Genomic DNA, 25,621 nt, shown 5'->3' on the forward strand with positions numbered 1-25,621 from the left:
GCGGAAATCGGCCGAGACTGATCGAAAGTCGTGGGCCGGCGCACTTGGTCGCCTCTCGGCGGCGTGGCGCAGTGTGGCTCCTGCCGAACGGTATTCCACAACGGCTCTTCTCAAGTGGGCCCGGGGGACACGGAGTGCGCCGGCCACTTGGTTAACGGCCCACGGCGCACTCGTGTTCCCCGGTTGATGGGATCATGTACGCGTGCGAGCGGACGCCGAGGTTGAGCCGGGATCACTCCTGGTCGCTGCCCCAACGATGTTCGACCCGAACTTCCGGCGAACCGTGGTGTTCGTCATCGACCACCGGGAGGAAGGCACGCTGGGTGTGGTGCTGAACCGGCCGAGTGAGGTGCCGGTCGACGACGTGCTGCCGAACTGGGGCAGCCATGTGGTCGAGCCGCAGTCGGTGTTCGTCGGCGGGCCGGTGGAGAAGAAGACCGCGCTGTGCCTTGCCGCGCTGCGCACTGGCGAGACGGCCGCGAGTGTCCCCGGTGTGATCGCGGTCCGTGGTCCGGTGGCGCTGGTCGACCTCGATGCCGATCCGGATCTGCTCGTGCCGAAGGTTCGCGGGCTGCGGGTGTTCGCCGGCTACGCGGGCTGGGACACGGGGCAGCTGGCGGAGGAGATCGGCCGTGGTGACTGGCTCATCGTCGCCGCGCTACCGAGCGATGTGCTGGCGACCCCGAAACACGACCTCTGGGGTCAGGTCCTGCGCAGGCAAGGCGTCCCGACAGCCCTGCTGGCCACCCACCCCGGCGACCTCCAACGCAACTAAGCAGAAGGTGTGCCTGCAAGTACCACCAAGCAAGATCGACACCGTCGCTAACCGCTACCAAGCCACCACCAGGTTGGTAGCGGAAAAAGGCGTACTTGATCTTGCTTGGTGGTACTTGCAGACGCTCCAAAGGCCCACGACGGTAGGTGCCTTGGCGTCCTTACTGGGCTGCGTTCGCCGTTGTCGTGGCTGAGCCGCAGCCGCCGCCTCCGCAGGCGCAGCCGCCGCAGCCGGTCGGCGCGGCGGGTGCGGGCACCGCCGTCGCGGCTCGATGCCCCAGTACTCCGCCGCCTGCGAGCAGGGCGAACATCCCGAGCAGGCCGATCACCGCCGCGGCGATTAGCCCGCCGGTCGACGGCATCAGCAGGCCGGCCACACCGGCGACGACGCCGATGCCACCCGCGACGACCGTCGGCATCCCGGCGACCCTGTTCGCCACCCGGAACGCCTCGTCGCTGCGCAGTGTCGCGGCAGTGCGTACCCCGGCGCCGCGATCCCTGGGCAGCTTCTCCCGCCAGCCGAGGTAGCCGCCCCAGCCGACCAGGACGCCGAGCAGGACCGGAAGCAGCGCGATGACGAACACGCCTTCAGACTAGAGCGTCATGTGATGGCAACCCAGCCGCTACCCTGATGCGCTGTGCTGCACGTCATGTCACGACGTTCACTTGCCGCAGTCCTGGCCTGCGCCTTCGCGCTCGGGCTCGTCCACTCCCCCGCCGCGGAAGCGGGCGCACTCCGGTCCGTCCGGCTGATCGGCGAACAGACCTTGCCGCACCGCCTCGACTTCCAGGGCACGACGGTCGGCGGGCTGTCGAGTATCGACTACGACCAGCGCACCGGGGAGTACGTGCTGATCAGCGACGACCGCTCGCAACTGCAGCCTGCCCGCTTCTACACCGCCCGGATGGACGTGGACGCGCGCGAGCTCGGTGAGGTGCGGTTGACCGGTACCCACACCTTCACCGGTGAGGACGGAACCGCCTACGCCGAGGGCTCGGTCGATCCGGAGGAACTGCGGGTGGATCCGTTCACCGGGCGCTACTACTGGTCGCAGGAGGGTGAGCGGGCCGCGGGAGTCCTGCTCGACCCTTCGGTGCGGGAGGCACGTCGCGATGGCGGTTACGTGCGGGACCTGCCGATCCCGGACAGCTCGCGAATGACCGAGGACGCGGGCCCGCGGCGCAACCTCGGGCCGGAGGGCCTGACCTTCGCCGCGTCCGGCGCGCTGGTCACGAGCGCGATGGAAGGCCCGCTGCTGCAGGACGGCCCGGAGGCCGACACCACGCGTGGCGCGCTCTCCCGGATCACCGTGCAGGGCCGCAGGGGGCCGGTCTTCGCGCAGTACGCCTATCCGATGGAGCCGGTGTTCGCCGAGCCGGTGCCCGCGGACGGCTTCGCGATGACCGGAGTCTCCTCGATCCTCGCCGAAGGCACCGACAAGACGCGGTACCTGGTCATGGAGCGCTCCTTCGTCGCAGGAGTGGGCAACCGGATTCGGATCTACCGGGTCGACACCAGCGGCGCGACAAACGTGGCATACAGCGATTCCTTGGCCGAAGAAGACCACCTCCGACCAGTGCGCAAGCGTTTGCTGCTCGATCTCGCGGACCTGGGACTCGACCGGGTCGACAACGTCGAGGGCATGACCTGGGGCCCTCGGCTGGACACCGGTGAGCGGACCCTGCTGCTGGTCAGCGATGACAACTTCTCCCCAAGCCAGGTGACCCAGTTCGTCGCGCTCGCGGTGCGCTGACCGGGCTGACGGAAACCCGGTGGTCGAGCCCGTTACCATGAGGCCCATGAAGTCGGCCAGTCTGCTTACCTGGCCGCGCTGACCGGCCCGACCGGCTCAGCGCGGCGACCCCTCACGCCTCATGGCTGGGGGGTCGCGTCATTTCTACGGAGGATCGGCGATGAGCGAGACGACCGAAGGCGCACCTCGGAACAGCGAGGACGCCCCGAGCGTCGCGGAGCAGCCGCGGCACCGCTACACGGCGGAGCTGGCGGGGCAGATCGAGCTGCGCTGGCAGGACTACTGGGCCGACCACGGCACCTACCACGCGCCGAACCCGACAGGCCCGCTCTCGATAACCGACGGCGCGGGCCAGGTCCCCTCGGACAAGCTGTTCGTGCAGGACATGTTCCCCTACCCCTCCGGATCGGGACTGCACGTCGGCCACCCCCTTGGCTACATCGGCACCGACGTCTACGCCCGGTACAACCGGATGATCGGGCGCAACGTGCTGCACGCGCTGGGCTACGACGCCTTCGGGCTGCCCGCCGAGCAGTACGCCGTGCAGACGGGCACCCACCCGCGCACGACCACCGAGGCCAACATCGCGAATATGCGCAGGCAGCTGCGCAGGCTGGGGCTGGGCCACGACGAGCGCCGGTCCATCGCCACCACGGACCCCGAGTACTACCGCTGGACTCAGTGGATCTTCCTGCAGATCTTCAACTCGTACTATGACGAGAAGCAGGGCAAGGCCCGGCCGATCGTGGAGCTGGAGAAGGAGTACGCGCAGGACAAGCGGCGTACGCCGGACGGGCGCAACTGGTGTGAGCTGACCCGCGTGGAGCAGCGCGAGATCATCGACGCGCACCGGCTGGTGTACATCTCCGACGCACCGGTGAACTGGGCACCAGGCCTGGGCACCGTGGTGGCGAACGAGGAGGTCACCGCCGACGGGCGCAGTGACCGGGGGAACTTCCCGGTCTTCCGGAAGAACCTGAGCCAGTGGATGATGCGGATCACCGCATACGCCGATCGTCTTGTCGACGACCTGGACCTGCTGGACTGGCCGGAGAAGGTCAAGGCCATGCAGCGGAACTGGATCGGCCGCTCGCACGGCGCGCAGGTTTCGTTCCGCGCGGGTGAGCATGCGATCGAGGTCTTCACCACCCGCCCGGACACGCTGTTCGGCGCGACGTACATGGTGCTGGCCCCGGAACACCCGCTGGTGGCGGAGCTGACCGCGGTCGAGTGGCCGGACGGTGTCGACGAGCGCTGGACCGGAGGAGCCGAGACGCCCGTGGAGGCGATCAAGGCGTACCGCAGGGCCGCCTCCCGGAAGTCGGACCTGGACCGGCAGGAGAACAAGGACAAAACCGGTGTCTTCACCGGTTCCTTCGCGATCAACCCGGCCACCGGCACCGAGATCCCGGTCTTCGTGGCCGACTACGTGCTGATGGGCTACGGCACCGGCGCGATCATGGCCGTGCCCGCGCAGGACCAGCGTGACTGGGACTTCGCCACCGAGTTCGGCCTGGAGATCGTCCGCACGGTCGACCCCGGCGAGGGGTTCGAGGAGTCCGGCGGCCAGGCGTTCACCGGCGAAGGTCCGGCGATCAACTCGGCCAACGAGGACCTGATCCTCAACGGCATGGGCATCGAGGACGCCAAGAAGGCGATGATCGCCTGGCTGGAGCGGCACGACCACGGAGAAGGCACCGTGCAGTACAAGCTGCGCGACTGGCTGTTCGCGCGCCAGCGGTACTGGGGTGAGCCCTTCCCCATCGTGTACGACTCCGACGGCCTGCCCATCGCGCTGCCGGACAGCCAGCTGCCGGTGGAACTGCCCGAGGTGGAGGACTACTCGCCGCAGACCTTCGATCCGGATGACGCCGACTCGGAGCCCTCACCGCCGCTGTCGAAGGCCACCGAATGGGTCGAGGTGACCCTGGACCTCGGCGACGGGCCGAAGAAGTACCGCCGCGACACCAACGTGATGCCGCAGTGGGCCGGGTCCTGCTGGTACCAGCTGCGCTACATCGACCCGGCCAACGACAGGGCCTTCGTCGACCCGGAGAACGAGAAGTACTGGGTCGGTCCCCGTCCCGCCGAGCACGGTGTCAACGATCCCGGCGGTACGGACCTGTACGTCGGCGGTGTCGAGCACGCCGTGCTGCACCTGCTGTACGCGCGGTTCTGGCACAAGGTGCTGTACGACCTGGGCCACGTGTCGTCCAAGGAGCCCTACCGCAAGCTGTACAACCAGGGCTACATCCAGGCCCATGCGTACAAGGACGCGCGGGGCACCTACGTGCCGGCCGACGAGGTCGAGGAGCGGGACGGGAAGTTCTTCTTCGGCGAGGAGGAGGTGACGCAGGAGTACGGCAAGATGGGCAAGAGCCTGAAGAACGTCGTCACCCCCGACTTCATGTCGGAGAACTACGGGGCCGACACCTTCCGGTTCTACGAGATGTCCATGGGCCCGCTGGACGTGTCCAGGCCGTGGGCCACCAAGGACGTCGTCGGCGCCCAGCGATTCCTGCAGCGTCTGTGGCGGCTGATCGTCGACGAGGACACCGGCGAGCTGCGGGTTTCCGATCCGGACTCCGGAGCGGAGCCGACCGAGGAGGACCTGAAGCAGCTGCACCGGACGATCGCGGGTGTCCGCGAGGACTACACGGAGATGCGGTTCAACACCGCGGGCGCGAAGCTGATCGAGCTGAACAACTACTTGACCAAGACCTACGGCTCCGCGACCGCGACACCGAGGTCGCTGGCCGAGCCGGTCGTGCTGATGCTGGCCCCGCTGTGCCCGCATGTGGCCGAGGAGCTGTGGCACCGGCTGGGTCATCCCGACTCACTGGCACACGGTCCGTTCCCCGCGGTGGACGAGCGCTACCTGGTCGAGGAGACGGTCGAGTACCCGATCCAGGTCAACGGGAAGGTCCGCTCGCGGATCACCGTGGCCGCGGACGCGGACGACGACGCGGTGAAAGCCGCGGCACTGGCGGACGAGAAGGTCGCCGCGCTGCTCGACGGTGCCGAGCCCCGCAAGGTCATCGTGGTCCCCGGCCGGTTGGTCAACGTCGTCCGGTAGCTGGCTGCGGCTACGTGAGGGTGAGGCCGATCTCCCTGGCGAGATCGGCCAGCATCGCGTCGAACAGGGCGTCCGGATTGGACACCACGATCGGGTAGTTGCCGAACACCTCCAGCGTCACGTGTCCGTACAGGCGAGCCCAGAACTGGATCATCAGGTATGTGGTGCCCAGGTCGAGCTTGTCCGCGGAGATGTCCAGCCCGGACTCGTTGATCACGGCCAGGAGTTCGTCCCGGTAGGTGGCCAGGTCCTCCCACAGCTCGGGGGGCACCAGCTCGGCCGAGGGGATGGCGAGATCGTGTTTCGCGAGAACCTCGCCCGCGGCGCTCAGGAAGATGCGGCCGAACGGCTCGGCGACGCGGTTGAGCGTGGCGACGCTGCCTGCCGCAGATCCGACCCCGCCCGTCGGTGAGGCGAACACCAGCGTGAACTCACGGGTATGGGTGAGCGCCCAGCGGCGGAAGCCCTTGCAGATGGCGAACAGCTGCAGGGCGCCGTCCTCCTGCAGTTCGGCGACCTCGGTGGACAGTTCTCCGGCGAGATCGGAGATCACGTCGAGCCGCAGGTGTTCGATGAGGTCGTCGCGGGAGCCGTAGTAGCGGTAGAGGGCGGGCGCCGTGATCCCGAGTTCCCTGGCAATCGCTCGCAGCGTCACCGCCTCGGGGCCGCGTTCCATCAGCAGCGTGCGCGCCGTCTGCTTGATGTCGTGGTCGGTCGCCGACCGTTCCCGCGCCCTGCCCTCCCGGCGCACTCGCCGCTGGGGTCGCGCCTCGTCCGACTGGTCGGTTTCGCCATTCGCGTCGCGTATGGGCTTGGTCATGACCGGTCCCCGTCCGAACTGCCGTATTCGTGTCGAATTCCGGAAGTCTAGGAGCTGAGGCGGCGGAACACTCGGTGTAACGGCGCGAGCGTCCACATCGAGACGATCACGATTGCGAGCGCGATCAGCGCGTGCACCGGTTCGGGGAGAACCCGCGTTCCGGCGCCCAGACGGGCCGGGCGCCGCCGGCACCGATCACTCGGGGGGCTACGTGACCGATGCCGGCGACCCGATGCCCGACCGGCGGTCCATCGGACCTCTGGCCGAACAACACCGGCACGCGAACGCACCGGTGTGACAGGAGAGCCCGCCATGTCCTTCGACGTGACGTTTCCGGATTGGATCCGCCCCGAACGAGTGACACGTGGTGGGCACTCCGCTGATTGTCGCATTGAGAGCCCGCAAAGTTACAAAGTTCTTCACATACGCATACGGAGCGGATCCGGTACACCACCAGCTGCATCGATCGGTTGCGTCAGATGCCGCGGGCTCGATCCCGCCGATACCCTCGAAGGCGCGATCGGAGTTCGACGACCACGACAGGGGTCCAGATGCGGCAAACAACACGCTATGGTCTAGACCATGCCTGATTCTCAACTGTCCGGAGTCGCCGTCAGTCCTGGTCGCGCCAGGGGGCCCGTCGTCCGGGTCGCCGAACCGGCGGGAGCGCCACCCGCGACTCCAGCGCCAGCCGACCCACAGGTCGAGGCGAAGCGCATCGCCCCGGCCGCGCAGGCCGTCGTCGCCAGGCTCGAGGCAATGGCCGAGACCGCGACCGGCGAGGCCGCGACGATTCTGATCACCACGGCCGCCATGGCCGGTGATCCCGCCCTGGTCGGCAACGCCGAGCAGCTGGTGAGCGCCGAGCGCCTGCCCGCGGCCAGGGCCGTCCATATCGCGGCGGACGGATTCGCCGAGCAGCTCGCGGCCGCGGGCGGCTACCTCGCCGAGCGTGTGCGCGACGTCCAGGACGTGCGCGACCGCATCGTGGCGGAGCTGCTGGGAATCACTCCGCCCGGTGTTCCCGACCTCGAAGCACCGAGCGTGCTCGTCGCCCTCGATCTCGCCCCCGCCGACACCGCTGGGCTGGACCCGGCCAAAGTGCTCGCACTCGTCACCGCGGAGGGCGGCCCGACCAGCCACACCGCGATTCTCGCCCGCTCGCTGGGCATACCGGCCGTGGTCGCGGTGCGCGGCGTGCTGGAGCTGAACGCGGCGGCGCTGCTGGTGGACGGCGACACCGGGACGGTGACGGTGGCGGACGCCGGAGAGCCGGTGTTCGCCGCCGAACGTGGCGGCCCCGCGGAATGGAACGGCAAGGGCGAGACCGCCGACGGGCACCGGGTGAAGGTGCTTGGCAACGTCGGATCGGCAGGCGACGCCGAGGCGGCGGTCGCGGCGGGTGCCGAAGGTGTCGGCCTGTTCCGCACGGAGTTCTGCTATCTCGACGCCCCGACTGAGCCGTCGGTGGAGCAGCAGCGCAGTGCCTACACAGCCGTGCTCGAACCGTTTCGCGGCAAGCCGGTCGTCGTCCGCACTCTGGACGCTGGCGCGGACAAGCCGCTGGCGTTCCTCGCGCAGGAGGAGGAGCCGAACCCCGCACTCGGCGTCCGTGGACTGCGAGTGGCGCTGGACCGCCCTGACCTGCTCGACCGTCAGCTCGAGGCGATCGCCGGAGCCGCTGCCGACTCCGGCGCCGAGGTCTCGGTCATGGCCCCCATGGTGGCCACGGCCGAGGAGGCCGCCTGGTTCGCCGAGCGGGTGCACGCGGCGGGTATCGCCAGAGCGGGGGTGATGATCGAGATTCCGGCGGCCGCACTCGCGGCGCGGGAGATCCTCGACGCGGTGGAGTTCGTTTCCGTTGGCACGAACGATCTCGCCCAGTACGCGTTCGGCGCCGATCGTCAGCTCGGCGCGGTCGCCGCCCTGAACGACCCGTGGCAGCCCGCCCTGCTGCGGCTGATCTCGTTCGTGGGAGATGCCGCGCGGGAGACCGGCAAGCCGGCCGGGGTCTGTGGCGAAGCAGCTGCCGACCCACTGCTCGCGCGCGTGCTGGCCGGGCTCGGCATATCGAGTCTCTCGATGAACGCCGCCGCGGTCCGAGCGGTCGGTGCGAGCCTGGCCGCGGTGAGTCTGGACGACTGCAGGTCGGCGGCGGCGGCCGCGGTGGCCGCTGCCACCGCGACGGCGGCCAGGTCTGGCGCGGGCAGCGTCGCGGCACCCGCCTGACGGGCGCGGAGCCACCTCAGCTGAACAGGCCCCCGCGCGGGTTCTTGATGGTCAGTGAGCCGCCGTGTACCCGGCCGGTGAGTACGTAGCGAGGTGTGCCGGCTTTGCCGTTGGAGTTCGTCTTGTCCTCGAGGGAACCCCACTTCACCTCGGTGATGTTGTTGATGTCCACCGAGGCCGTTTGCGGGATGACCACGGTGACGGAGCCCCATTTGGTGTCCAGCTCCACGTGTACGACGGGATGCGCCACCTCCGCCTCGGTGAAGTCCAGTTTCGTCTCGCCGTACTTGTTCCGCACGTAGATCTCGGCGGGCACGTGCCAGCGGCCGTTGCGTTTGAGGTTCGACCCGTGCGCCTTCAGCTCCAGCCGTTCGCCGGAGGCGCCGAGCGGCCCGGGGACGCCGGGAACACCGGGGACGGGGTTCGGTGCCGCGCCGGGAGCGGGCATGGCCGCGGTGGTCACCGCGTCGCGGTGCACCAGACCGGGGAGGTCGACCAGCACGGCGTTCAGCTCACCCCTGGTGCGTGCGGCCAGCGCCACATCGGTGCGCTCGGTGAACTCGTCGAGATCCAGCATCCCCCTGCCGATCGCCCGCTGGAGCAGGCCCACCACATGTTCACGCTCGCTGTCGGAGACCCGCAGATTGCGTTGCCGCTGCCGCTCCTGCGACATCGGGTCCGCCCGTTCCGGCTCCACCACGGTCTCCGGCGGCTGCTCTTCGCTCTGTTCCTCGGCCACAACGACGAGCGTAGGTCGCGAGAGCCCGGACCGAATCGGGGAAAATCCCTGAAACTCAGCTGGGTTGACTACTGATCAGCGGATGAGTTCCACGGGCACGCCGACGTCGACGCCGGCCCACGCGCGGTCGGTGGTCAGTGCGATGCCGTCGGGGAGGGAGGCCGCCAAGGCCAGGCAGGCGCGATCACCGAGGGACAGGTCCGCATGGCGGGTTACCGGCCACATTTCCGCGGTGCGGACCGCGGCCTCGGCATCGAATGCGGCGACGGTCATGCCCAGCGCGCTCAGGACCGCGGCGTCCTCTGCGGCGCTGTCGCTGCCGAGCTGGGCGAGCTTCTGTACGACTTCGGTGTAGTTGACCGCCGATATCAGCGAGCCGCGCAGCCGGTCGGCGACCCGGTCGTGACCGGGTTCGGTGCGCAACAGCGCGATCGCCGCGCTGGCGTCGAGGACCGCCGTCACGCCGGAGCGCCGTCGACGGTGGCGTTGGGGCTGGTGTCCTCGCGAGCTGTCTCGGCGCGCCGGTCGGCGAGCAGTTCGTCGGAGGCGAGACCGGGGTGGTCGGCGGTGGCTGCGGCGACCCGTTGCTGGACCCGACGTAGCAGGTGCCCCCATTCCTCCAGGACCACGCGGCCGTTCTCCACGTAGGCGACGAGTTGCTGGCCCGGCTCGATGCCGGCCGCCCGCCGCACGGGTGCCGGAATGGTCACGCGCCCATCTGGGCTGGCGGTGACATGCGCTTGCGCCACACCCTGCTCGGTTGCCGACATTCGGCCATTCTACCCGATGCGCCACACTTCGCCGCATTGTTGTGACTATGGAGAGCTTCTCCAAGCCCGCCAAGACTTCAATTATTTGGCGAATCGCGCGACAATGGAGTGCGCCAGCACCCTAGGCGTTCAGTCCGCGTCCCGGTCCAGCCCGTGCTCGATGGCGTAGCGGGCGAGTTCGACCCGGTTGTGCAGTTGCAGCTTGCGCAGCGTGGACTGCACGTGGTTCTCGACCGTGCGGTGCGAGATCACCAGGCGGTCGGCGATCTGCCGTGCGGTCAGGCCCTTGGCGACCAGGCGGAGTACGTCGGTCTCCCGCTCGGTGAGCTGTGGCGGCGGCTCGCCGTCCGCGGGTGTGTCCGCCATCCGCCGGTACTCACCGAGCACCAGCCCCGCGAGCCCCGCGGTGAACACGGGATCGCCTGCCGACGTCCGGCGCACGGCCTCCACCAGTTCGCTCGCCGAAGCGGACTTGACCAGGTAGCCAGAGGCCCCAGCCTTGACCGCCTCCAGCACGTCGTTGTGCTCGCCACTGGCCGAGAGCACCAAGACCCGGGTATCCGGCAGCGAGCTGGTGATCGACCTGGTCGCGTCCACTCCGGAGGTGTCGCCGAGGTTCAGGTCCATCAGCACCACCGAAGGGCGCACCGCACGGGCGATTCGTACCGCGGCGTTCCCGTCGGGCGCGGTGGCGCATACGTCGAAGCCGTTCTCGGCGAGATCGCGAGCCACACCGTCGCGCCACATCGGATGGTCGTCGACGACCATCACCGAGATGGCCTCCGCCTCGTGTGTCATCGAACTGCCCTCCCTTTCCGGTACCGGGGCCGCACGGTCTCCCGCGGCTTCGGAACCCGGATCTCCCATTCGGTTCCCGCGCCCGGTCCGGTCTCCAGGGAAATGGTGCCACCCAGGGCAGCCACCCGTCCCTTGATCGACTCCGCGACACCAAGGTGGCCCTGTTCGGCCGCGACCTCGAGCCGGCCTTCGGAAATTCCGGGCCCGTCGTCCCTGACCGTGATCGCGACCTCGCGCGCGAGGTCTTCCAGCAGCACCCAGGCCCGGGCCTGGACACCCGCGTGCTGTTCGACGTTGGCCAGGGCCTCCTTGACCACGGCGGCGAGTTCGGCCACGACACCCGCGGGCAGCAGCACCTCACCCGCGGGAGCGGAAACCTGGAACCGTGGCGTCGCCTGTACCTGGAGGGCGGCCCGCAGGTCGGCGCTGCCGCCATCGTTCGCGGACACCGGCTTGGTACTCACCAGCGAGCGCAGTGCGATCTCCTGCTCGCCGGCGAGCGTGGCCAGTTCCGCCGCTTCCCCGCCGAACTCGGTTCCCCTTCTGCGCACCCTGGCCAGCACCTGCAGGACGCTGTCGTGGATCGATCTGGCCAGCCGCTCGCGTTCCGCGGTCGCCGCCTCCGTCCGCATCGCTCTGGCCAGCGCGTCCTGCGATCTGCGCGCGGTCGTGGCGGTCATCCCGATCAGCAAACCGCTCGCGGTGAGCAGTACACCGTCGCGGGCGACGTCGAGGTTGACCTCGAGCCGGGCGAATCCGGTGGCGACGGCCATCACCAGCCCGGCGATCACTCCACCGGTGGCGCCGAAGCGTGCTCCCGCGGCGATCGGTGGCACGGCTGCCCATACGGTCGTGATCAGCGGGTGCAGCGCCTCGTACTGCAGGTCCGAGAGCACGAGGGGCGAGGTGAGCATCAGGCCCGCCGTCAGGCCGACGTCGGCGATCACGAGCCAGTGCCTGCGCAGGCGCTCGCGTGCGTAGACGACGGTTGTCACGGCCGTCCATGCGGTCATCGCGGCGCAGACCGTCCAGGCCAGCCACGGTCGCTGGTACTGCTCGCTGTGCACCAGCACGGTGCCGACGGCGAAGACCAGCGTGACGATCCGGAGGGCGATCGTGCCCCACCACAACGGTGTGGCCGGGTCCCGCACCCGCATGCCCACTCCGGGCGGTTGCTGCCTGCCGCTCATGACCTGCTGGCCGACTCACCGTCCGAATCGGGCGCCGGGGTACCGGTCTCGCCTTCGTCGCCGGATCGATCCGCGCTGTTCGGCGTCGCACTTTCCGGAACGAGGATGTCGACCTCGGCCTGGGCGGGATCGCGTTCGTGGAGCAGCGATTTGATGCCGGCGTTGAGCACGGCCAGCAGCGGCACGGACAGCAGCGCGCCCGCGATACCCGCGACCACGAGACCCGCGGCGATCGCCAGCACTACCGCCAGCGGATGCAGTTTGACCGCCCTGCCCAGCAGCAGGGGCTGCAGCACGTGGCTCTCCAGTTGCATCACGCCGATCACGATGGCCAGCACCACCAGCGAGGTGATGAAACCGTTGGTCACCAGCGCGACGAGTACGGCCACCGCCCCGGCGACCACCGCACCGATGATCGGCACGAACGCGGCGAGGAAGACCAGGGTGGACAGCGGAACCACCAGGGGCACCCCGACGATCCACAGCCCGATGCCGATGCCGACCGCGTCCACGACGGCGACGGCAGCGGTCGCCCTGACGTAGCTGACCAGTGAGGCGAACCCGCGCCTTCCGGCGACATCCACCCGGCTGCGCACGTTGGCCGGAACGCCCTTCACGAGGAAGCCCCAGATCTGGGTCCCGCCGGACAGGAAGAAGATCAGGATGAACAGCGTCAGCACGAAGCCGGTCAGTACCTCGCCGATGGTGCCCGCGGTGGTGATCGCGGTGTCGGTGAGCGCGGACTGGTTGTCCTGCAGGAATCCGATGGTCTGATTGATGACGTCCTGAATCTGTTCCTGACGCAGGTGCAGCGGGCCGTTGATCAGCCAGTCCTGGATCTGCGCCAGGCTCTCGTTCAGCTGCGTGGTCAGCGCGGGCAGCCCCGCGGAGAACTGCACGATGACGAACGTGAGCAGGCCACCGAGCACACCGAGCCCGCCGACCAGCACGATGCCGGTGGCCAGGCTGCGCGGCACCCTGGCCCGGACCAGCCGTTGTACCGCGGGCGCCAGCAGGGCGGCGAGCAGGAGCGCGATCGACAGCGGGATGACGAGCACCGCGAGGTAGCCGACCATCCAGATGATCACGTACAAGGCCGCGATCACCATCAGGAAGCGCCACGACAGGGCGGCGCCCACTCGCAGCCCCCGCGGAACCATGCCGCTCACGTCGTGATCTTCGGAGATCACCGGGACTCGGGGACGTTTCGGTGACTCGGCACCGACGGCAGCGTTCTCGCGGTCGCTCACCTACCCACCGTATCGGTCCGCGGCCCCGCACGTCCTCGGCTTTGTCGTTGGAAGCACCGAAATGACCCGAAGAGCGGCTTGACAGGAGCGGGAGGTTTCCGAGTCTGCCGACTCTCGAGTAACCACCGGCACGCAGCACTGATCACTTTTAGTGAAGTTAACGCACACTGTGTGTTCTTCACACGATCGTGCAGTCAAGTCGCGTCGAGCGTGCGGGAAGGGCTGGCAGTTTGCCAATGTCTGTGGTGCGCCAACGGAAAGCGCATCGGTAGACCATCCTCAGCGAAGATCAACTCGGGTAGTTGCGGTCAAGCGCGTCCAAGCGCGAACGGGCACCCACAGACACGCACGGCAGGAGCACAGTGGAGACGGTGGCAGCGACCGAGGGGTGGCGCGGGCGACGCGCTGGCCGTTGGTGCTCCCGTTTTCTCCTGGTTCTCGGCGGAGCGGTCGCGGGCACCGCCGCCGCATGGGCCGTCACCACCTCTGGTGCCGCCGCGTCGACTGAGCCCGACGACAACCTGATCACCAACATCGCTGCCGAGGTGCGCAGCCACACCACCGACTCGGATTCGGACACCCGGGACAAGGACGCAACCGCTGCTTCGGCCAGCCCGGCCACCGACGCCGTCGTCGAGGGCGCTGACGAGCTGACCTCCGGTGCCACCGACGCAGGTGCGGACGTACTGGCCCAGGCCTGCGACGGCCCGGTTGTCCCGCGCGAAGCCGATGACGCCTCGCAGGACCGCCGCGAGGCGCGCGACATCAGCGAAACCAGCGATGCCAGCGATGCCAGCGAAACCAGCGATGCCAGCGACATCAGCGAGGTCACGGAGGCCACCACCACAGCCGCCGGCGAGGTGCGCACCGCGATCTGCGATTTCACCGAGCGTTCCGCGGCGCAGTCGGCGCACCGGCTGCTCAACTCGGTCGAGCAGGTCGTTCGCGATCCCAGGGAGACCCGGAGCGTCGTCGAGCGCACGCTGACTCCCTCTCAGGAAGTTCAGGACTTCGCCCACAACGTGCTTGGGATGCTCCACCCCAGGACCGGTGGCGACCTGATCGACCAACTCCCCGCGCTCCCCGCGCTTCCGGGTGACGGCTCCGGCCAGCCCGCATCGCCGGCACCGGACCAGGTTGCTCCCGAGCACACCTCCTCCGGAACCGGCTCCCCCGAAATCTTCACGGTCGAGATTCCCCCGGCCGCACTCGACGCCATCGGCTCAGCCGTTGACGTCCGGCACTCCATCGGTGACTCCGCTGACGACGCGCGGGGTACCGGGGACGACCGTGAGGGCAAGACACCGGTTCAGCCGGTGCGAATTCCGCTGGCACCGATCACTGCGCCCACCGTTCCCGGTGGCACGCACGGTGGTGGCCACTTGGACGGCACGACGTTCGGCGTTCCCGCCGGCGCGTACGCCGCTTCCGACGACATCGTGATCGGCGAGATCCGGTCCGGTATGCGTCACCTGCAGGTCAGCCCGGGCTCTCAGCCCGGCGTGACGCCTGACTGATTCACCTCTCCCGGGGTAGCTGACGCACCCCACTGCCCGGCACCTTCGTGTCCCGGCTCGTGCGTCTTCGGCTCCCCGGCATCTCCCCAGCGGTCCGCGTATCCACGCGTCCGCCTCATCCCCACCCCGGGTGCTTGGCGCCACTGCTCGAGCACCCCCATATAGCCCGCAAGGGAAACCAAGGAAAAGGAGAACCTGCTAATGCAGACCTGGGCGAAGCGTGGACTACAGACCGCGCTGGTCACGGGTGGTTTGTTGATGCTCGGTACGGGCATCGCATCTGCCGATGAGAACGTCAACCCGGACAGCCCTGCTGGCCCGCTGGACCTGAACGTCAACGTTCCGGTCCAGATTGACGACAACGCGGTCGGAACTCCCCTGGGGCAGATCAACACCCCTGGGTTCGAGGGCGAAATCAGCACCGACCCCATCACCGAGCCGCTGCGGGACGCCGCTGAATCGACTTCCACCGCAGGCGACGTGGCCAACGTCGCCTCGACCGTCGAGTCGCGGACCACGCAGGACGGCGTTTCGGGTGGCTCGTTCGAGCAGACCGAGGACGCTTACAAGGGCAACAAGATCGACGGTGACCTCACGGTCCCGATCCAGATCTGCGGCAACGCGCTCGGCGTCATCGATGACGCATCGGTCGAGGGCGCCGACTGTGTTCAGACCTACGAGAACCACGAAGACACCACCACCGACGGCGAGAACTCCGGCCTCGCCGGCAACGCCGTCGTGCTGGACTGGGCCCTGCCCGTGCAGATCGCCGGTAACGCGGGCGGCCTCGCAGGCGGCAGCGGATACGCCTCCGGTACCGCCACCCAGGAAGTCACCGAGACCGGCAACATCACCACCGACGGCGCAGGCTCCGGGGCCTCCGGCAACGTGGTCGCCGGCCAGTTCGCGACCCCGGTTCAGGTCACCGGCAACGCCGCGTCCTGGATCCTGGCGAACGCCTACAGCGACTTCGACGCCGAGACCGAAGCCGAGTCCGGTGGCTGGATCAAGACCGACGGTGAGGGTGGCTCCGCCAGCGGCAACGTCGTCGGCGCCCCGATCGCCCTGCCGGTGAAGTTCAACGGCAACGCCGCGGGCGCATGGGGATCGGACGCCGACTCCGTGTCCAGCTCCTCGGCCGAGGCCGAGGCGAGCAACGAGGGCACGCCTGGCATCAACGGCATCCCCAGCTACATCCAGACCGGTGGCGACGAGTCGTTCCTCGCCGGGAACATCGCGCAGCCGCAGGGTGCGCTGGTGGCCAACGTCGCGGGCAACGCGGCATCCTGGATCGGCAACGCCACAACCGGCAACGCACTGGGTGACGGCGCCGCCGGAACCTCCACCAGCGAGGTCGAGGCAGGCGGGTTCTCCAGCACCTCCGGCCAGAACTCCGGTGGGTCGGGCAACATCGCCGATGTCCCGGTCGGCCTGCCCGCCGAGGTCTTCGGCGTCGGTGGCACCTACATCGGTAACTCGCACGCCTCGCACGACGTGGTGACCGACGCGACCGCTGGCGATGGCACCTACACCAACGGCGACGGCTCCGGGCTGGGTGGCAACAGCGTGCACGCGCCGCTGTCGCTGGCCCCCGAGGTCTTCGGCATCGGTGGCTCGCACATCGGTAACGCCTCGGGCACCGCGACCGAGGAGAAGACGGTCACCACTGGTGGCTACAACGGCACCAGGGGCAACGACTCCACCGTCGGTGGCAACCTGGTGCAGGTCCCGGCCGCCATCCCGGTCGAGGTCTTCGGCATCGGTGGCTCCTACATCGGCCAGGGCACGGGCACGGCCGCCGAGACCAAGCGGATCAAGGCAGGCGGCCCGGGCAACACCGAGGACGACGACGCTCTGGGTAGCTCCAACCTGGTCGCGACGCCGCTGTCGGTGCCGGTCCAGCTCTTCGGCATCGGTGGCTCGCACATCGGCCGTGGCGTCGGTGTCGCCTCGTCCGACACGATCACCGAGGCGGGCGGTGACCTGCACGCCAGCGGCAAGGAGGCAGGCGCCTCCGGCAACATCGGCACGGTCCCCGTGGCCCTGCCGGTGCAGCTGCACGGCATCGGCGGTTCCTTCATCGGGACCGGGCACGGCACCAGCGCGAACCTGACCGACTCGATCGCGGGCGGCGACGCCAGCACCGACGGCCAGGAAGGCGCGGTCTCCGGCAACGTCATCCAGGCGCCCGTCGCGGGTGCGGCCAGCGTGTTCGGTTCGGCAGCCAGCTGGATCGGGCTCGTCGGTGGCGAGAGCACCAACGACATCGTGGCCGTTGCCGGTGGCGACACCGAGACCAACGGTGACGGTGGCGGGCTGGCCGGCAACGTGGTCAGCGCACAGGGGCTGCCCATCGCCCAGGTCTTCGGCGACGCCGCTGCCCTGATGGCGAAGGCATCGGGCGAGGCGACCAACTCGACCGACATCACCTCCGGTGGCGACATCGAGACCTCGGCCGTCGAAGGCGGGTTCTCGGGCAACATCCTCGACGTGCCGGCCGCTGCGGTCGTGCAGGTCTTCGGAAACGCGGCCGCGGCACTCGGAGTCGCGGACGCCGAGGGGCACAACGTCACCTTCGGTGAGGTCGGTGGCGAGACCACGACCGGGCCGGAGGACGTCCAGAGCTTCTCGGGCATCGATGGTCAGCTGCCCATCGGCGCGCTGGTGCAGATCTACGACGTGCCGCTCGAGCTGCTCGGCCGCGCGACCACTGAGGCCAGCAACCTGACCGACATCTCGGTCGCCGGTGAGGAGCCGCAGTTCGACCTGCCGATCGACGGTGCAGAGCTGCCCGCCGACTCGCTGCCCAGCCTGCCCAACATGGACAGCCTGCGCTCGATGGACGGCCTGCCCCTCGGTGGATCGGTCGCCCGTTCGGACGCACCGAGCCTGCCGCAGGTGAACACGCTGCCGGTCGAGCTGCTGCCCTCGGGCCTCGCGCCGCAGACGGACCTCGGCAACCTGCCCTCGATGGACGTGACCGGCCTGGCCCCGAAGGCCGATCTGCCCGCGATGGCGGAGCTGGACAACGGCCCGCTGAGCGTGTTCGAGGAACTGCTGGCCGAGCTGTCCGACAGGTCGGTCAACATCCAGGGCTGAACACCTGATGCACTGAACCGAGATTGATACGGGCCGGGCCCGGGAGCACACCGCTCCCGGGCCCGGCCTCTTTTCGTCCGCGGGTCAGCCGAGCTGCAGCGAGCGTTTCGCGAGCCCGTACCAGTAACCGTCGATCACCGACCTGGGTCGTTCCGTGTCCTCCCCGGCGCCGAGGGAGATGAACAACGGGGCGAAATGTTCGATACGTGGATGCGCCAGCCGCGCCGCAGGCGCCTTGTGCTCGAAGTCGAGGACCGCGTCGATGTCTCCGGCTCGCAGGGTCTCCGCGCCCCACATGTCGAATTCCGCCGACCAGGACGGCGGTTCGGAGTCGCTGGGCCTGGCCATGTTCATCCCCTGGAGATTGTGGGTGAAAAAGCCGCTCCCCATGATCAGCACACCCTCGTCGCGCAGCGGGGCCAGCCGACGGCCGATCTCGAACAGTTGTCGCGGGTCCAGTGAGGGCATCGAGATCTGCAGGACGGGGACATCGGCGTCGGGGAACATCTCCACCAGCGGCACGTAGGCGCCGTGATCGAGTCCGCGATCCGGCGCATCGTGCACCGGTGCGCCGCCGCCGCGCAGCAGTGCACGTACGCGCGCCGCCAGTTCCGGAGCCCCTGGCGCGGGATAGGTGACCTGGTAGTAGTGCTCGGGAAAACCCCAGAAGTCGTAGATCAGATCGACCGTGCTGGTCGCCCCGATCGTCAGCGGCGCCTCTTCCCAGTGTGCGGACACCACGAGGATCGCGGTGGGTCGATCGAGTTCGCTGGACCAGGCCGCGAGTTGCTGCGGCCACAGCGGATCATCGGCCAATGGTGGCGCGCCGTGGCTGAGGTAGAGCACTGGCATCCGGTTGGCGATGGCCGGCATTGTCAACTCCCAAGTTGAGTTGAAATTTCAACTACTGAGTATACGACGATGCGGGCCGCGCCGGTATTCCCGAATCAGGTCCGTGGGGTCAGGATTACCCGATCCAGTCCGCGGGCAGGCTACCGAGGCGCATCCGCTGCGGGTGATCGCCGACGCCGACGGCCGCGACCTCCTTGCCGGTCGCGTAGGAGATCGCCGAGATCCTGTCGTCGCCGCTCCACGAGACGAAGCAGTGCCTGCCGTCGCCGCTCGGGGTCGCCCAGTACGGCTTGGTCCCGGTGCTGACCAGTTCCTTGTGCCGGAGCGTCCGCGGCGACACGATCGTCGCGTAGTCCGACATCGTTCCCGCCACGCAGAGCGCGGTGCCCTGTGGGTTCATCGCGATCCCGTGGTGGGCGGAGTCCAGGAGGTACTGCTCGCGAGGCATGTCCTGGACGTGCTCGGCGATCGGCAGGTTGGCCACCCTGGTGACCCGGTCCGCTTCGAGGTCGTACTCGACGAAGCCGTGGAAGAAGGAGACCTGGAAGTAGACGAAACGCTCGTCGGTGGAGAACGTCATCGGCCGGACCGCGGAACTCATGTCCGGATAGCCCGCCTCCGCGAGCTTCTTGCCCATGTCGATCCTGCGGACCACCTCGTTCGAGTCGCGATCGACCACCTGGAAGTACCGCTCCCCCTTTGTCGTGTCCAGCCACGGCCGGTCGAGCGGGGTGTAGACCGTGCCGATGCTGGCGTGGAAGATGCGTTCGCCGTCGCCGGAGTAGACGTTCTCGTGCGGTGAGTCACCGGAGGGGAAGCGGCCCACCTCGGTGCCGGTCTCGATGTCGAGGATGTGCACGACATTGCCGGTCGAAGCGGATACCGCGACCTGGCTGCCGTCGGGTGAGACCGCCATATGATCGGACCGCTGACCATCGACCTGAAAGCGCCACACGAGCCGGCCACTGTTCACGTCGATAGCGACCACGTCGGCGAGACTCGGCCGGGAGACCACGAGGGTCCGCGCGTCCGGGCTGCTGTACATATCGTCTACGAACTGGTCGTGGCCTTCGCCGATGAGCGCTCGAATGCCGAGGAAGTAGGCCAGCCGGACCGGGTTGAGGTAGATCTCCTGCATCCGCTCGCGGATGTCCGGGATGACGTTGATCCTGCCCAGCTTGTCGAGACTGCCGTCGGGGGCGGGCGATATGACGTCCACGGTGCCGTCCCAGTTGTTGCCGACGAACAGCACCTCCTGGGTTCCGGGGGGCTCCGGTATCGCCTGCGCGGGCGACACCACGACGCAGGTGAGTGCGAGGGTGGCCAGAATGGCAGCTGCCCGCTTCTTCGTGAGCATTGATTCCCTTTCGCCCAGTTACCGACCGGTAGCCCCCTGCCTGACCATGATGGTGCCCACTCCGGGGGTAACGACCTTGGGATCCATCCCAGACTTGCCGGGCAATCGTTGTGACCGGACACAAGTCCTTCGGGTTCTGTGGCCGAGATCAATGAGGCCCTGCAAAGCCGCCGTTACTCGTGGGCGAGGTCGGCGAAACGGCTGTAGTGCAACTGGTGAGCGACGACCACAGTGCTGGTCGGCCCGGCACGGTGCTTCGCCAGGATCAGGTCCGCCTCACCCGCGCGCGGGTCGTCGCGTTCCCAGGCGTCGGGCCGGTTGATCAGCAGCACGATGTCCGCGTCCTGCTCCAGGGAACCGGACTCACGCAGGTCGGAAAGCATCGGCCGCTTGTCCGTGCGCTGCTCCGGTCCACGGTTCAGCTGGCTGATCGCCACCACGGGAACCTCGATCTCCTTGGCCAGCAGCTTGAGCTGCCGGGAGAACTCCGAGACCTCCTGCTGCCGCGACTCGACCCGCTTGCCCGAGGTCATCAGCTGCATGTAGTCGACGACCACCAGCTTCAGATCGTTGCGCTGCTTGAGCCTGCGGGCCTTCGCGCGGATCTCCATCATCGTCATATTCGGTGAGTCGTCGATGAACAGCGGCGCCTCGCTGATCTCGCTCATCCGCCTGGCCAGCCGCGTCCAGTCGTCGTCGGACATGCGGCCACCGCGCATGTCCTGCAGCCGGATGCGCGCCTCCGCCGAGAGCATGCGCATCACGATCTCGGTGCGGCTCATCTCCAGGGAGAAGATGACGCTGCTCATGCCGTGCCGAATCGAGCAGGACCTGGCGAAGTCCAGTCCGAGGGTCGAGTTGTGCGTGGGGATCATCGACCGGCCGGCCAGGTACAGGTGATCCGGCGCGGCTACCTCGACACAGCGGACGGGAACACTGGGAATGGGACGTGCGGCGACGATGTAGCGAATCGGTGAGTGGCAGCGCCTGCCGGTCGACCGCTCCTTCTGCAACAGGTGCTTACGCTCGAGCCAGAACACCCGATCCTGTGTCGTGAAGTTCAGCGTGTACGCGGTCGAGGAGGCCTCGGTGCGCCCACGAACCGGCTTCTCGGTCATGGAGCACCGATAGCCCAAGCTCACGATGAGCTCGCGGGTATTTTCAGCCAACCTGCGGTTCGTAACGGAGAACTGCACTGATCCCGATGCGGTCACCGTGCCATCGGTGTCGAGCAGACCCGCGAGCAGGGCCCTTCGCTGATCGATCGACCCACGTAGATAGCGGGCCGGAATGTGTTTGTCGCCCAGGACCCCGATGTTGCGCAGGATGCCCGGTACGGTCCCGTGGAACTCGATCGGCTCGGGTGGCGGCAGGGACAGGTCGTAGCTCAAGTTCCCTCGGGGCGCGGCGACCAAACCGCACTCTGCCTCCAGGAAGCAAACGATCTGCGGGTCCGCCGTTGTGAACCGTGCACCGGCGGAGTGCCCGTCTCCCAGCCACGCACCCAGTGCGTAGGGGTGCAACGGCAGGGATTGTTCGGGCAGGTGTAGCGCCTGAGTGCAGGCCACGGAGTGGTTGATCCGCTCATCTGCCGTATCGCAGCGGAGAGTGGCCGCGATCTCCCGTGTTGTGCGCACCGCGGAAGACGCGGTGTCCGCCCGCGCCGCGCGCCGTGACGCTCGGGTGTGGGTAACCCACTGATGCTCGGCGTCAGCCACCACCACCGAACCGTCCGAGAACTCGACCTCGTAGCAAGGGCGGTCGTGCATCACCGGCGTAGCGGCCACCACGGTCGTCGGCGCACCGTCGGCACCCAGAAGCTGGTCGCCTGGGGCGACCTCCCCCATGGTCGTCCAGCCCTGTGGCGTCGGCAGCGGTGTGTCCAGTGCCAACGCCTTACCGACACCGGGCCGGGCGGCGACGATGACCATCTGACCCGGATGCAGGCCGTTGGTCACCTCGTCCAGGTCGAGGAATCCGGTCGGGATGCCCTGTGCCGAACCACCGCGCGACGCGATCGCATCGATCTCGTCCATCGTCGGCTGGAGCAGCTCCTCCAGCGCGACGTAGTCCTCACTGGTACGTCGCTCCGTCACCTCGTAGATGGCGGCCTGTGCGCGGTCCACCACCTCGGAGACATTGCCGCCGTCACCGTTCGAGTTCGCGCCGTACCCGTACTGCACGATCCGGGTGCCCGCCTCGACCAGCCTTCGCAGGATGGCCTTCTCCGCGACGATCTCCGCGTAGTAGCCGGCGTTCGCCGCGGTGGGCACGGTCGCGATCAGGGTGTGCAGATAGGGCGCGCCGCCCACGCGACCCAGCTCGCCGCGCCGCTCCAGTTCGGCGGAGACGGTGATCGGGTCCGCGGGCTCGCCCCGGCCGTACAGATCGAGTACGCAGTCGTACACGGCCTCGTGCGCAGGCCGGTAGAAGTCACCAGCGCGCAACACCTCGACCACATCGGCGATGGCGTCCTTGGACAGCAGCATGCCGCCGAGAACCGACTGTTCGGCCGCGAGGTCCTGAGGCGGCTGGCGGTCGAACTCGCCCTGCCGTGGCTCGCCCTGCCCGGAAGCAAAAGCGGGACCTCGGTCGTCGGTGATCGCCACCGCTGCTGGCACCTCCATGATCGAACGCGTTACCGATCGGCGTCCGGGCCCACCTGGTCCGGGTCGACGATCAGAGTCAACAGGGCCGGCAACTCAGGTCGAACACCAGTTCGACTATACCGGATTCCGTTCCGTGTCGCGGTCATTTCCGACCGGCGTTTCACTGCTCCGGTCGTGACGTTGCTGACCCGGATGGGCCCCCTTGAGGCCAACAATGAGTGTCCGCCCGCGGGCACGCTAGAGCGCCCGGAAGGAGTAGCGCAATTCCGCCTGGGGACCGTCGTGTGGACAACCTGTGGATGAAACGCCAGAACGAGTCACAGGCCTGTGGACCCCTGTTGATTACCTGTGGACAAACTTCCGCCTCGACAAAGAAAATGCAGGTCAGGGCGCATGTGGAAGCTGTGGGTAAGTTTGTTTTGCCCAGACCGGCGTGTCGTTCGAAACAAGCCGATCGGCGTGTCGCGGATGGGGAAGAACAAGCTGATCCCCAGCGCCTGTGGATAGATGCTACGGAGCGTAGAGAGCCAACTCGTTAGGCTGAAAGGACGGCAGGCAGAGTTCAGGCAGCCAGCGAAGTCTGTGCGCTGCGTAGCCGGTCTGCGAGCAGTTGCGGCGTGGCCGGGGTGAAGCCGATGAGGGGTTCACCGCTGCCCGGTCGCTCCTCTGTCAGCCACCTGCCCTCGACCGTGTCGATGTAGTTCACCGGCCGCTCGATCCGCTGCCTCGTCCCCATCCGGCTCCGAGCTGCCACGTACAAACTGCCGCCGCCAAGCCTGCGCAGGCCGAGCAAGCGGCGGAGTTCGTCGGCCGCGAGGCTGTTCGGATCGGGCCGTGCGCCACGCATCACCGCGAACCCGCCATCGGCCTCCGCGCTCGCACGGCGGGCACCGGTGGCCTCACTCTTCGGCACCAGCAATGGCTGCCCCTTGCCGGGAGCGAGTTTCGGGACCTGTGCGAGAAAGTTGTCCAGCACCTCGTCCGGTCGCACGCTCACCAGCACGACACCCTCGTACTCGGTGTTGCGCGCCAGCACGAAAGCCTCTCCGCCCGCACTGCCGGCCAGGAGTGTGTAGTTGACGGCCTTGCCGTCGTAGCCGCCCTGGACCCAGGCGTAGTACTCGAGGGAGGGGCGGGCTACTGCGTCGACCGTGGCCAGCAGCCCCGGGTCGATCCCCCGTGGACCCGCGAGCCCGTACTTCGCCAGCTCGGCATCGGCTCGCGCGTCCTCCGACCGCCGTGCTTGCGGGCTGAGCCAGGTCGGCGTGCTCGCGAGCACGGTGTGCGGCTCGGCCGCGCGGCGGCGCAGGAGGGTGAGCAGTGTGCCCGTCGTCAAGGTCACCTGCTGGTGCAGCACCGTGTTGTCCCCGTTTCCAGTTTCGTGAGAGTGATGGCGTGGCGTTGCGGCGTCGGCTACTCGCCGATCACCGGGGGCGCGGTCAGCTCGTCGCTGCCGAACAGTGAGTTCGGATCCTCCTCGACGAGGAACTTGGACTGGTGCTCCTCGTCCTCGCCACCCTTGCCGCCACGGGCGCCGCCGCCCATCATGCCGCCCATTCCGCCCATCATGCCGCGACCACCCGCGCCACCGCCGACAGCGCCGCCACGGGCACCGCCGGCCCCGCCCGCACCGGATCCAGATCCCGCACCCGGCGCTACCGACCCGGTGCCTCCGCCGGGGCCGAAGCCCGCCGCGCCAGGGCCAAAGCCGCCCGCGCCGCCGGGCCCGAAGCCGCGCGCAGCGCCGCCACCCGCGCCGATGCCACCCGCGGAGCCAGGGGTGTAACCGCCCCCGCCACCACCACCCCGAGGTAGATCAGCCGCGGGAATGCTGCCGGGTTTGTAGCCGGATGCGTTGGTGCCGTCGTCCCATTCGGGAATCTGCCCCGGCCGGTAACCGCCGCCGCCGGGTGCGTTGTCGCCCGGCCTGTAGCCACCCCCACCCGGCAGGTCACCGTAGCCACCGCCGCCGGGGATCTGGCCGGGGCCGTAGCCCCCGCTTCCGCCACCGCCGATACCGCCCCCGCCGCCGCCCGGGATGTTCCCCGGCTGGTAACCGCCGCCCCCGCCGCCACCGGGGATCTGGCCGGGGGTGTAGCCGCCACCGCCACCACCGTCGCGATCGCCGCCCCCGCCGTCGCGATCTGCGCCGTCCTTGTCGCCGCCACTGCCGTCGCCGTCGACCTCGATACTGCCGAACTCGCCGTCCACCTCGCTGTAGGTGGGCATCCCGCTGGCGTTCTCGTTGCTCGCCTCGAAGTACGTGTTGAACGCGTCGACGTTGGCCTGCGCTTTGGTGTTGTAGTCCTTGATCGCCCTGTCGGTATCGGTCTCCCAGGGCGTGATGTCGTTCAGGAAGCCGCTGTCCGGCGGCTGCTGCGGAATCGGCTCCACCCGCGAGTGGACGGTGGTGAAGGCGTTGCGCTGCTCGCCGAGATAGGTGTCGCTGTCCTTCAGCTTGTCCCGGGAGTCCTCCATCCAGACCTTCAGCGGATGTGCGCCCGAGTTCGCCGCGTCACCGGCCTTGCCCTGCCAGGCCGCGTCCATATCCCTGGACAGGTCCTCGATGGTGTGCACCCGTTGCTCGTAGGTCCCCTTCAACCGGCCCGCGGCCTGCTGGCCGTCACTGATCGAGCCGACGCCGGGACCGGAGGTGATCTGCTCCCAGATCTGGTACGCGTCGATCCTGCGCTCGCCGTCGCCAGCCGCGTACTGCCCAGCCTCGTCCTGTGTGGCCGCACCGTACGTAGCCGCTCCGACGACGATGGGAATGAGGAAGAATGGCAT

19 protein-coding genes are annotated in these 25,621 nt (G+C 68.5%); 6 read left to right on the plus strand and 13 right to left on the minus strand.

Features of this window, described 5'->3' with window-relative positions:
* The first annotated feature begins 202 nt into the window (after positions 1–202).
* Positions 203–775, plus strand: coding sequence for a YqgE/AlgH family protein (locus tag D0C15_RS09615; RefSeq protein WP_116043055.1), 573 nt, complete (start codon positions 203–205; stop codon positions 773–775).
* Positions 776–935: 160 nt separating this feature from the next.
* Here D0C15_RS09615 and D0C15_RS09620 read toward each other — a convergent pair whose 3' ends face one another.
* Positions 936–1,358 carry an SdpI family protein gene (locus D0C15_RS09620; protein ID WP_116043057.1) on the minus strand — a complete coding sequence of 141 codons (423 nt, stop codon included), beginning with the start codon at positions 1,356–1,358 and terminating at the stop codon, positions 936–938.
* A gap of 66 nt (positions 1,359–1,424) precedes the next feature.
* Between D0C15_RS09620 and D0C15_RS09625 the strand changes: the two genes are divergently transcribed.
* Together D0C15_RS09625 and leuS are read left to right on the plus strand one after the other, a co-directional pair.
* Positions 1,425–2,528 carry an esterase-like activity of phytase family protein gene (locus D0C15_RS09625; protein WP_116043203.1) on the plus strand — a complete coding sequence of 368 codons (1,104 nt, stop codon included), beginning with the start codon at positions 1,425–1,427 and terminating at the stop codon, positions 2,526–2,528.
* Positions 2,529–2,688: 160 nt separating this feature from the next.
* A complete protein-coding gene (leuS, locus tag D0C15_RS09630; protein ID WP_116043061.1) occupies positions 2,689–5,604 on the plus strand; it encodes a leucine--tRNA ligase in 2,916 nt (971 codons plus the stop codon).
* A gap of 10 nt (positions 5,605–5,614) precedes the next feature.
* Here leuS and D0C15_RS09635 read toward each other — a convergent pair whose 3' ends face one another.
* Positions 5,615–6,424 carry a TetR/AcrR family transcriptional regulator gene (locus D0C15_RS09635; RefSeq protein WP_116043063.1) on the minus strand — a complete coding sequence of 270 codons (810 nt, stop codon included), beginning with the start codon at positions 6,422–6,424 and terminating at the stop codon, positions 5,615–5,617.
* 582 nt (positions 6,425–7,006) lie between these two features.
* On the opposite strand from D0C15_RS09635, the gene ptsP reads away from it, so the two are divergent.
* Positions 7,007–8,653, plus strand: a complete 1,647-nt coding sequence (gene ptsP / locus D0C15_RS09640; protein ID WP_116043065.1) for a phosphoenolpyruvate--protein phosphotransferase — start codon at positions 7,007–7,009, stop codon at positions 8,651–8,653.
* A gap of 16 nt (positions 8,654–8,669) precedes the next feature.
* Here the strand turns inward: ptsP and D0C15_RS09645 are convergent, their stop codons facing one another.
* The 6 genes from D0C15_RS09645 to D0C15_RS09670 form a co-directional block, all read right to left on the minus strand.
* Complete coding sequence (locus D0C15_RS09645; RefSeq protein ID WP_116043206.1) at positions 8,670–9,326, minus strand: DUF1707 SHOCT-like domain-containing protein; 657 nt, start codon at positions 9,324–9,326, stop codon at positions 8,670–8,672.
* Between the two features lie 141 nt (positions 9,327–9,467).
* The gene (locus D0C15_RS09650; protein ID WP_211323137.1) at positions 9,468–9,854 is read right to left on the minus strand and encodes a type II toxin-antitoxin system VapC family toxin; all 387 of its coding nucleotides are present in this window, start codon (positions 9,852–9,854) and stop codon (positions 9,468–9,470) included.
* Positions 9,851–10,162, minus strand: a complete 312-nt coding sequence (locus D0C15_RS34660) for an AbrB/MazE/SpoVT family DNA-binding domain-containing protein (RefSeq protein ID WP_116043069.1) — start codon at positions 10,160–10,162, stop codon at positions 9,851–9,853. Before D0C15_RS34660 ends, D0C15_RS09650 begins: the two co-directional genes overlap by 4 nt.
* A 129-nt stretch (positions 10,163–10,291) precedes the next feature.
* Entirely contained in the window at positions 10,292–10,960 is a 669-nt protein-coding gene (locus D0C15_RS09660) for a response regulator (protein ID WP_116043072.1), read from the minus strand.
* On the minus strand, positions 10,957–12,150 hold the full coding sequence (gene macS, locus D0C15_RS09665) for a MacS family sensor histidine kinase (RefSeq protein WP_245975672.1): 1,194 nt from the start codon (positions 12,148–12,150) through the stop codon (positions 10,957–10,959). The genes D0C15_RS09660 and macS overlap by 4 nt, the downstream gene beginning before the upstream one ends.
* A complete protein-coding gene (locus D0C15_RS09670) occupies positions 12,147–13,310 on the minus strand; it encodes an AI-2E family transporter (protein ID WP_116043209.1) in 1,164 nt (387 codons plus the stop codon). The genes macS and D0C15_RS09670 overlap by 4 nt, the downstream gene beginning before the upstream one ends.
* Before the next feature lie 461 nt (positions 13,311–13,771).
* Between D0C15_RS09670 and D0C15_RS09675 the strand changes: the two genes are divergently transcribed.
* Complete coding sequence (locus D0C15_RS09675; protein WP_162829967.1) at positions 13,772–14,917, plus strand: hypothetical protein; 1,146 nt, start codon at positions 13,772–13,774, stop codon at positions 14,915–14,917.
* Positions 14,918–15,118: 201 nt separating this feature from the next.
* Positions 15,119–18,016 carry a beta strand repeat-containing protein gene (locus tag D0C15_RS09680; RefSeq protein WP_116043079.1) on the plus strand — a complete coding sequence of 966 codons (2,898 nt, stop codon included), beginning with the start codon at positions 15,119–15,121 and terminating at the stop codon, positions 18,014–18,016.
* Positions 18,017–18,100: 84 nt separating this feature from the next.
* Here D0C15_RS09680 and D0C15_RS09685 read toward each other — a convergent pair whose 3' ends face one another.
* The 5 genes from D0C15_RS09685 to D0C15_RS09705 all read right to left on the minus strand — a co-directional run bounded on the left by D0C15_RS09685 (position 18,101) and on the right by D0C15_RS09705 (position 25,621).
* Positions 18,101–18,889, minus strand: a complete 789-nt coding sequence (locus tag D0C15_RS09685; protein ID WP_116043081.1) for a dioxygenase family protein — start codon at positions 18,887–18,889, stop codon at positions 18,101–18,103.
* 94 nt (positions 18,890–18,983) lie between these two features.
* Entirely contained in the window at positions 18,984–20,225 is a 1,242-nt protein-coding gene (locus D0C15_RS09690) for a YncE family protein (protein WP_116043083.1), read from the minus strand.
* Between the two features lie 173 nt (positions 20,226–20,398).
* Complete coding sequence (gene dnaB / locus D0C15_RS09695; RefSeq protein ID WP_211323140.1) at positions 20,399–22,834, minus strand: replicative DNA helicase; 2,436 nt, start codon at positions 22,832–22,834, stop codon at positions 20,399–20,401.
* A gap of 562 nt (positions 22,835–23,396) precedes the next feature.
* The gene (locus tag D0C15_RS09700) at positions 23,397–24,191 is read right to left on the minus strand and encodes an ESX secretion-associated protein EspG (protein ID WP_116043087.1); all 795 of its coding nucleotides are present in this window, start codon (positions 24,189–24,191) and stop codon (positions 23,397–23,399) included.
* A gap of 56 nt (positions 24,192–24,247) precedes the next feature.
* Positions 24,248–25,621: a PPE domain-containing protein gene (locus D0C15_RS09705; protein WP_116043089.1), complete on the minus strand. Its 1,374-nt coding sequence runs from the start codon at positions 25,619–25,621 to the stop codon at positions 24,248–24,250.

This window comes from Amycolatopsis palatopharyngis, from assembly GCF_003385185.1.
GTDB classification, from domain to species: Bacteria; Actinomycetota; Actinomycetes; order Mycobacteriales; family Pseudonocardiaceae; genus Amycolatopsis; species Amycolatopsis palatopharyngis.

Excerpts from the sequence above, each read along its gene's own strand:
- D0C15_RS09625 (WP_116043203.1), top strand. The coding sequence starts at position 1,425 with ATGTCACGACGTTCACTTGCCGCAGTCCTGGCCTGCGCCTTCGCGCTC.
- leuS (WP_116043061.1), top strand. The coding sequence starts at position 2,689 with ATGAGCGAGACGACCGAAGGCGCACCTCGGAACAGCGAGGACGCCCCG.
- D0C15_RS09635 (WP_116043063.1), bottom strand. The coding sequence starts at position 6,424 with ATGACCAAGCCCATACGCGACGCGAATGGCGAAACCGACCAGTCGGAC.
- ptsP (WP_116043065.1), top strand. The coding sequence starts at position 7,007 with ATGCCTGATTCTCAACTGTCCGGAGTCGCCGTCAGTCCTGGTCGCGCC.
- D0C15_RS09645 (WP_116043206.1), bottom strand. The coding sequence starts at position 9,326 with ATGTCGCAGGAGCGGCAGCGGCAACGCAATCTGCGGGTCTCCGACAGC.
- D0C15_RS34660 (WP_116043069.1), bottom strand. The coding sequence starts at position 10,162 with ATGTCGGCAACCGAGCAGGGTGTGGCGCAAGCGCATGTCACCGCCAGC.
- D0C15_RS09660 (WP_116043072.1), bottom strand. The coding sequence starts at position 10,960 with ATGACACACGAGGCGGAGGCCATCTCGGTGATGGTCGTCGACGACCAT.
- macS (WP_245975672.1), bottom strand. The coding sequence starts at position 12,150 with ATGAGCGGCAGGCAGCAACCGCCCGGAGTGGGCATGCGGGTGCGGGAC.
- D0C15_RS09670 (WP_116043209.1), bottom strand. The coding sequence starts at position 13,310 with ATGGTTCCGCGGGGGCTGCGAGTGGGCGCCGCCCTGTCGTGGCGCTTC.
- D0C15_RS09680 (WP_116043079.1), top strand. The coding sequence starts at position 15,119 with ATGCAGACCTGGGCGAAGCGTGGACTACAGACCGCGCTGGTCACGGGT.
- D0C15_RS09685 (WP_116043081.1), bottom strand. The coding sequence starts at position 18,889 with ATGCCGGCCATCGCCAACCGGATGCCAGTGCTCTACCTCAGCCACGGC.
- D0C15_RS09690 (WP_116043083.1), bottom strand. The coding sequence starts at position 20,225 with ATGCTCACGAAGAAGCGGGCAGCTGCCATTCTGGCCACCCTCGCACTC.
- D0C15_RS09705 (WP_116043089.1), bottom strand. The coding sequence starts at position 25,621 with ATGCCATTCTTCCTCATTCCCATCGTCGTCGGAGCGGCTACGTACGGT.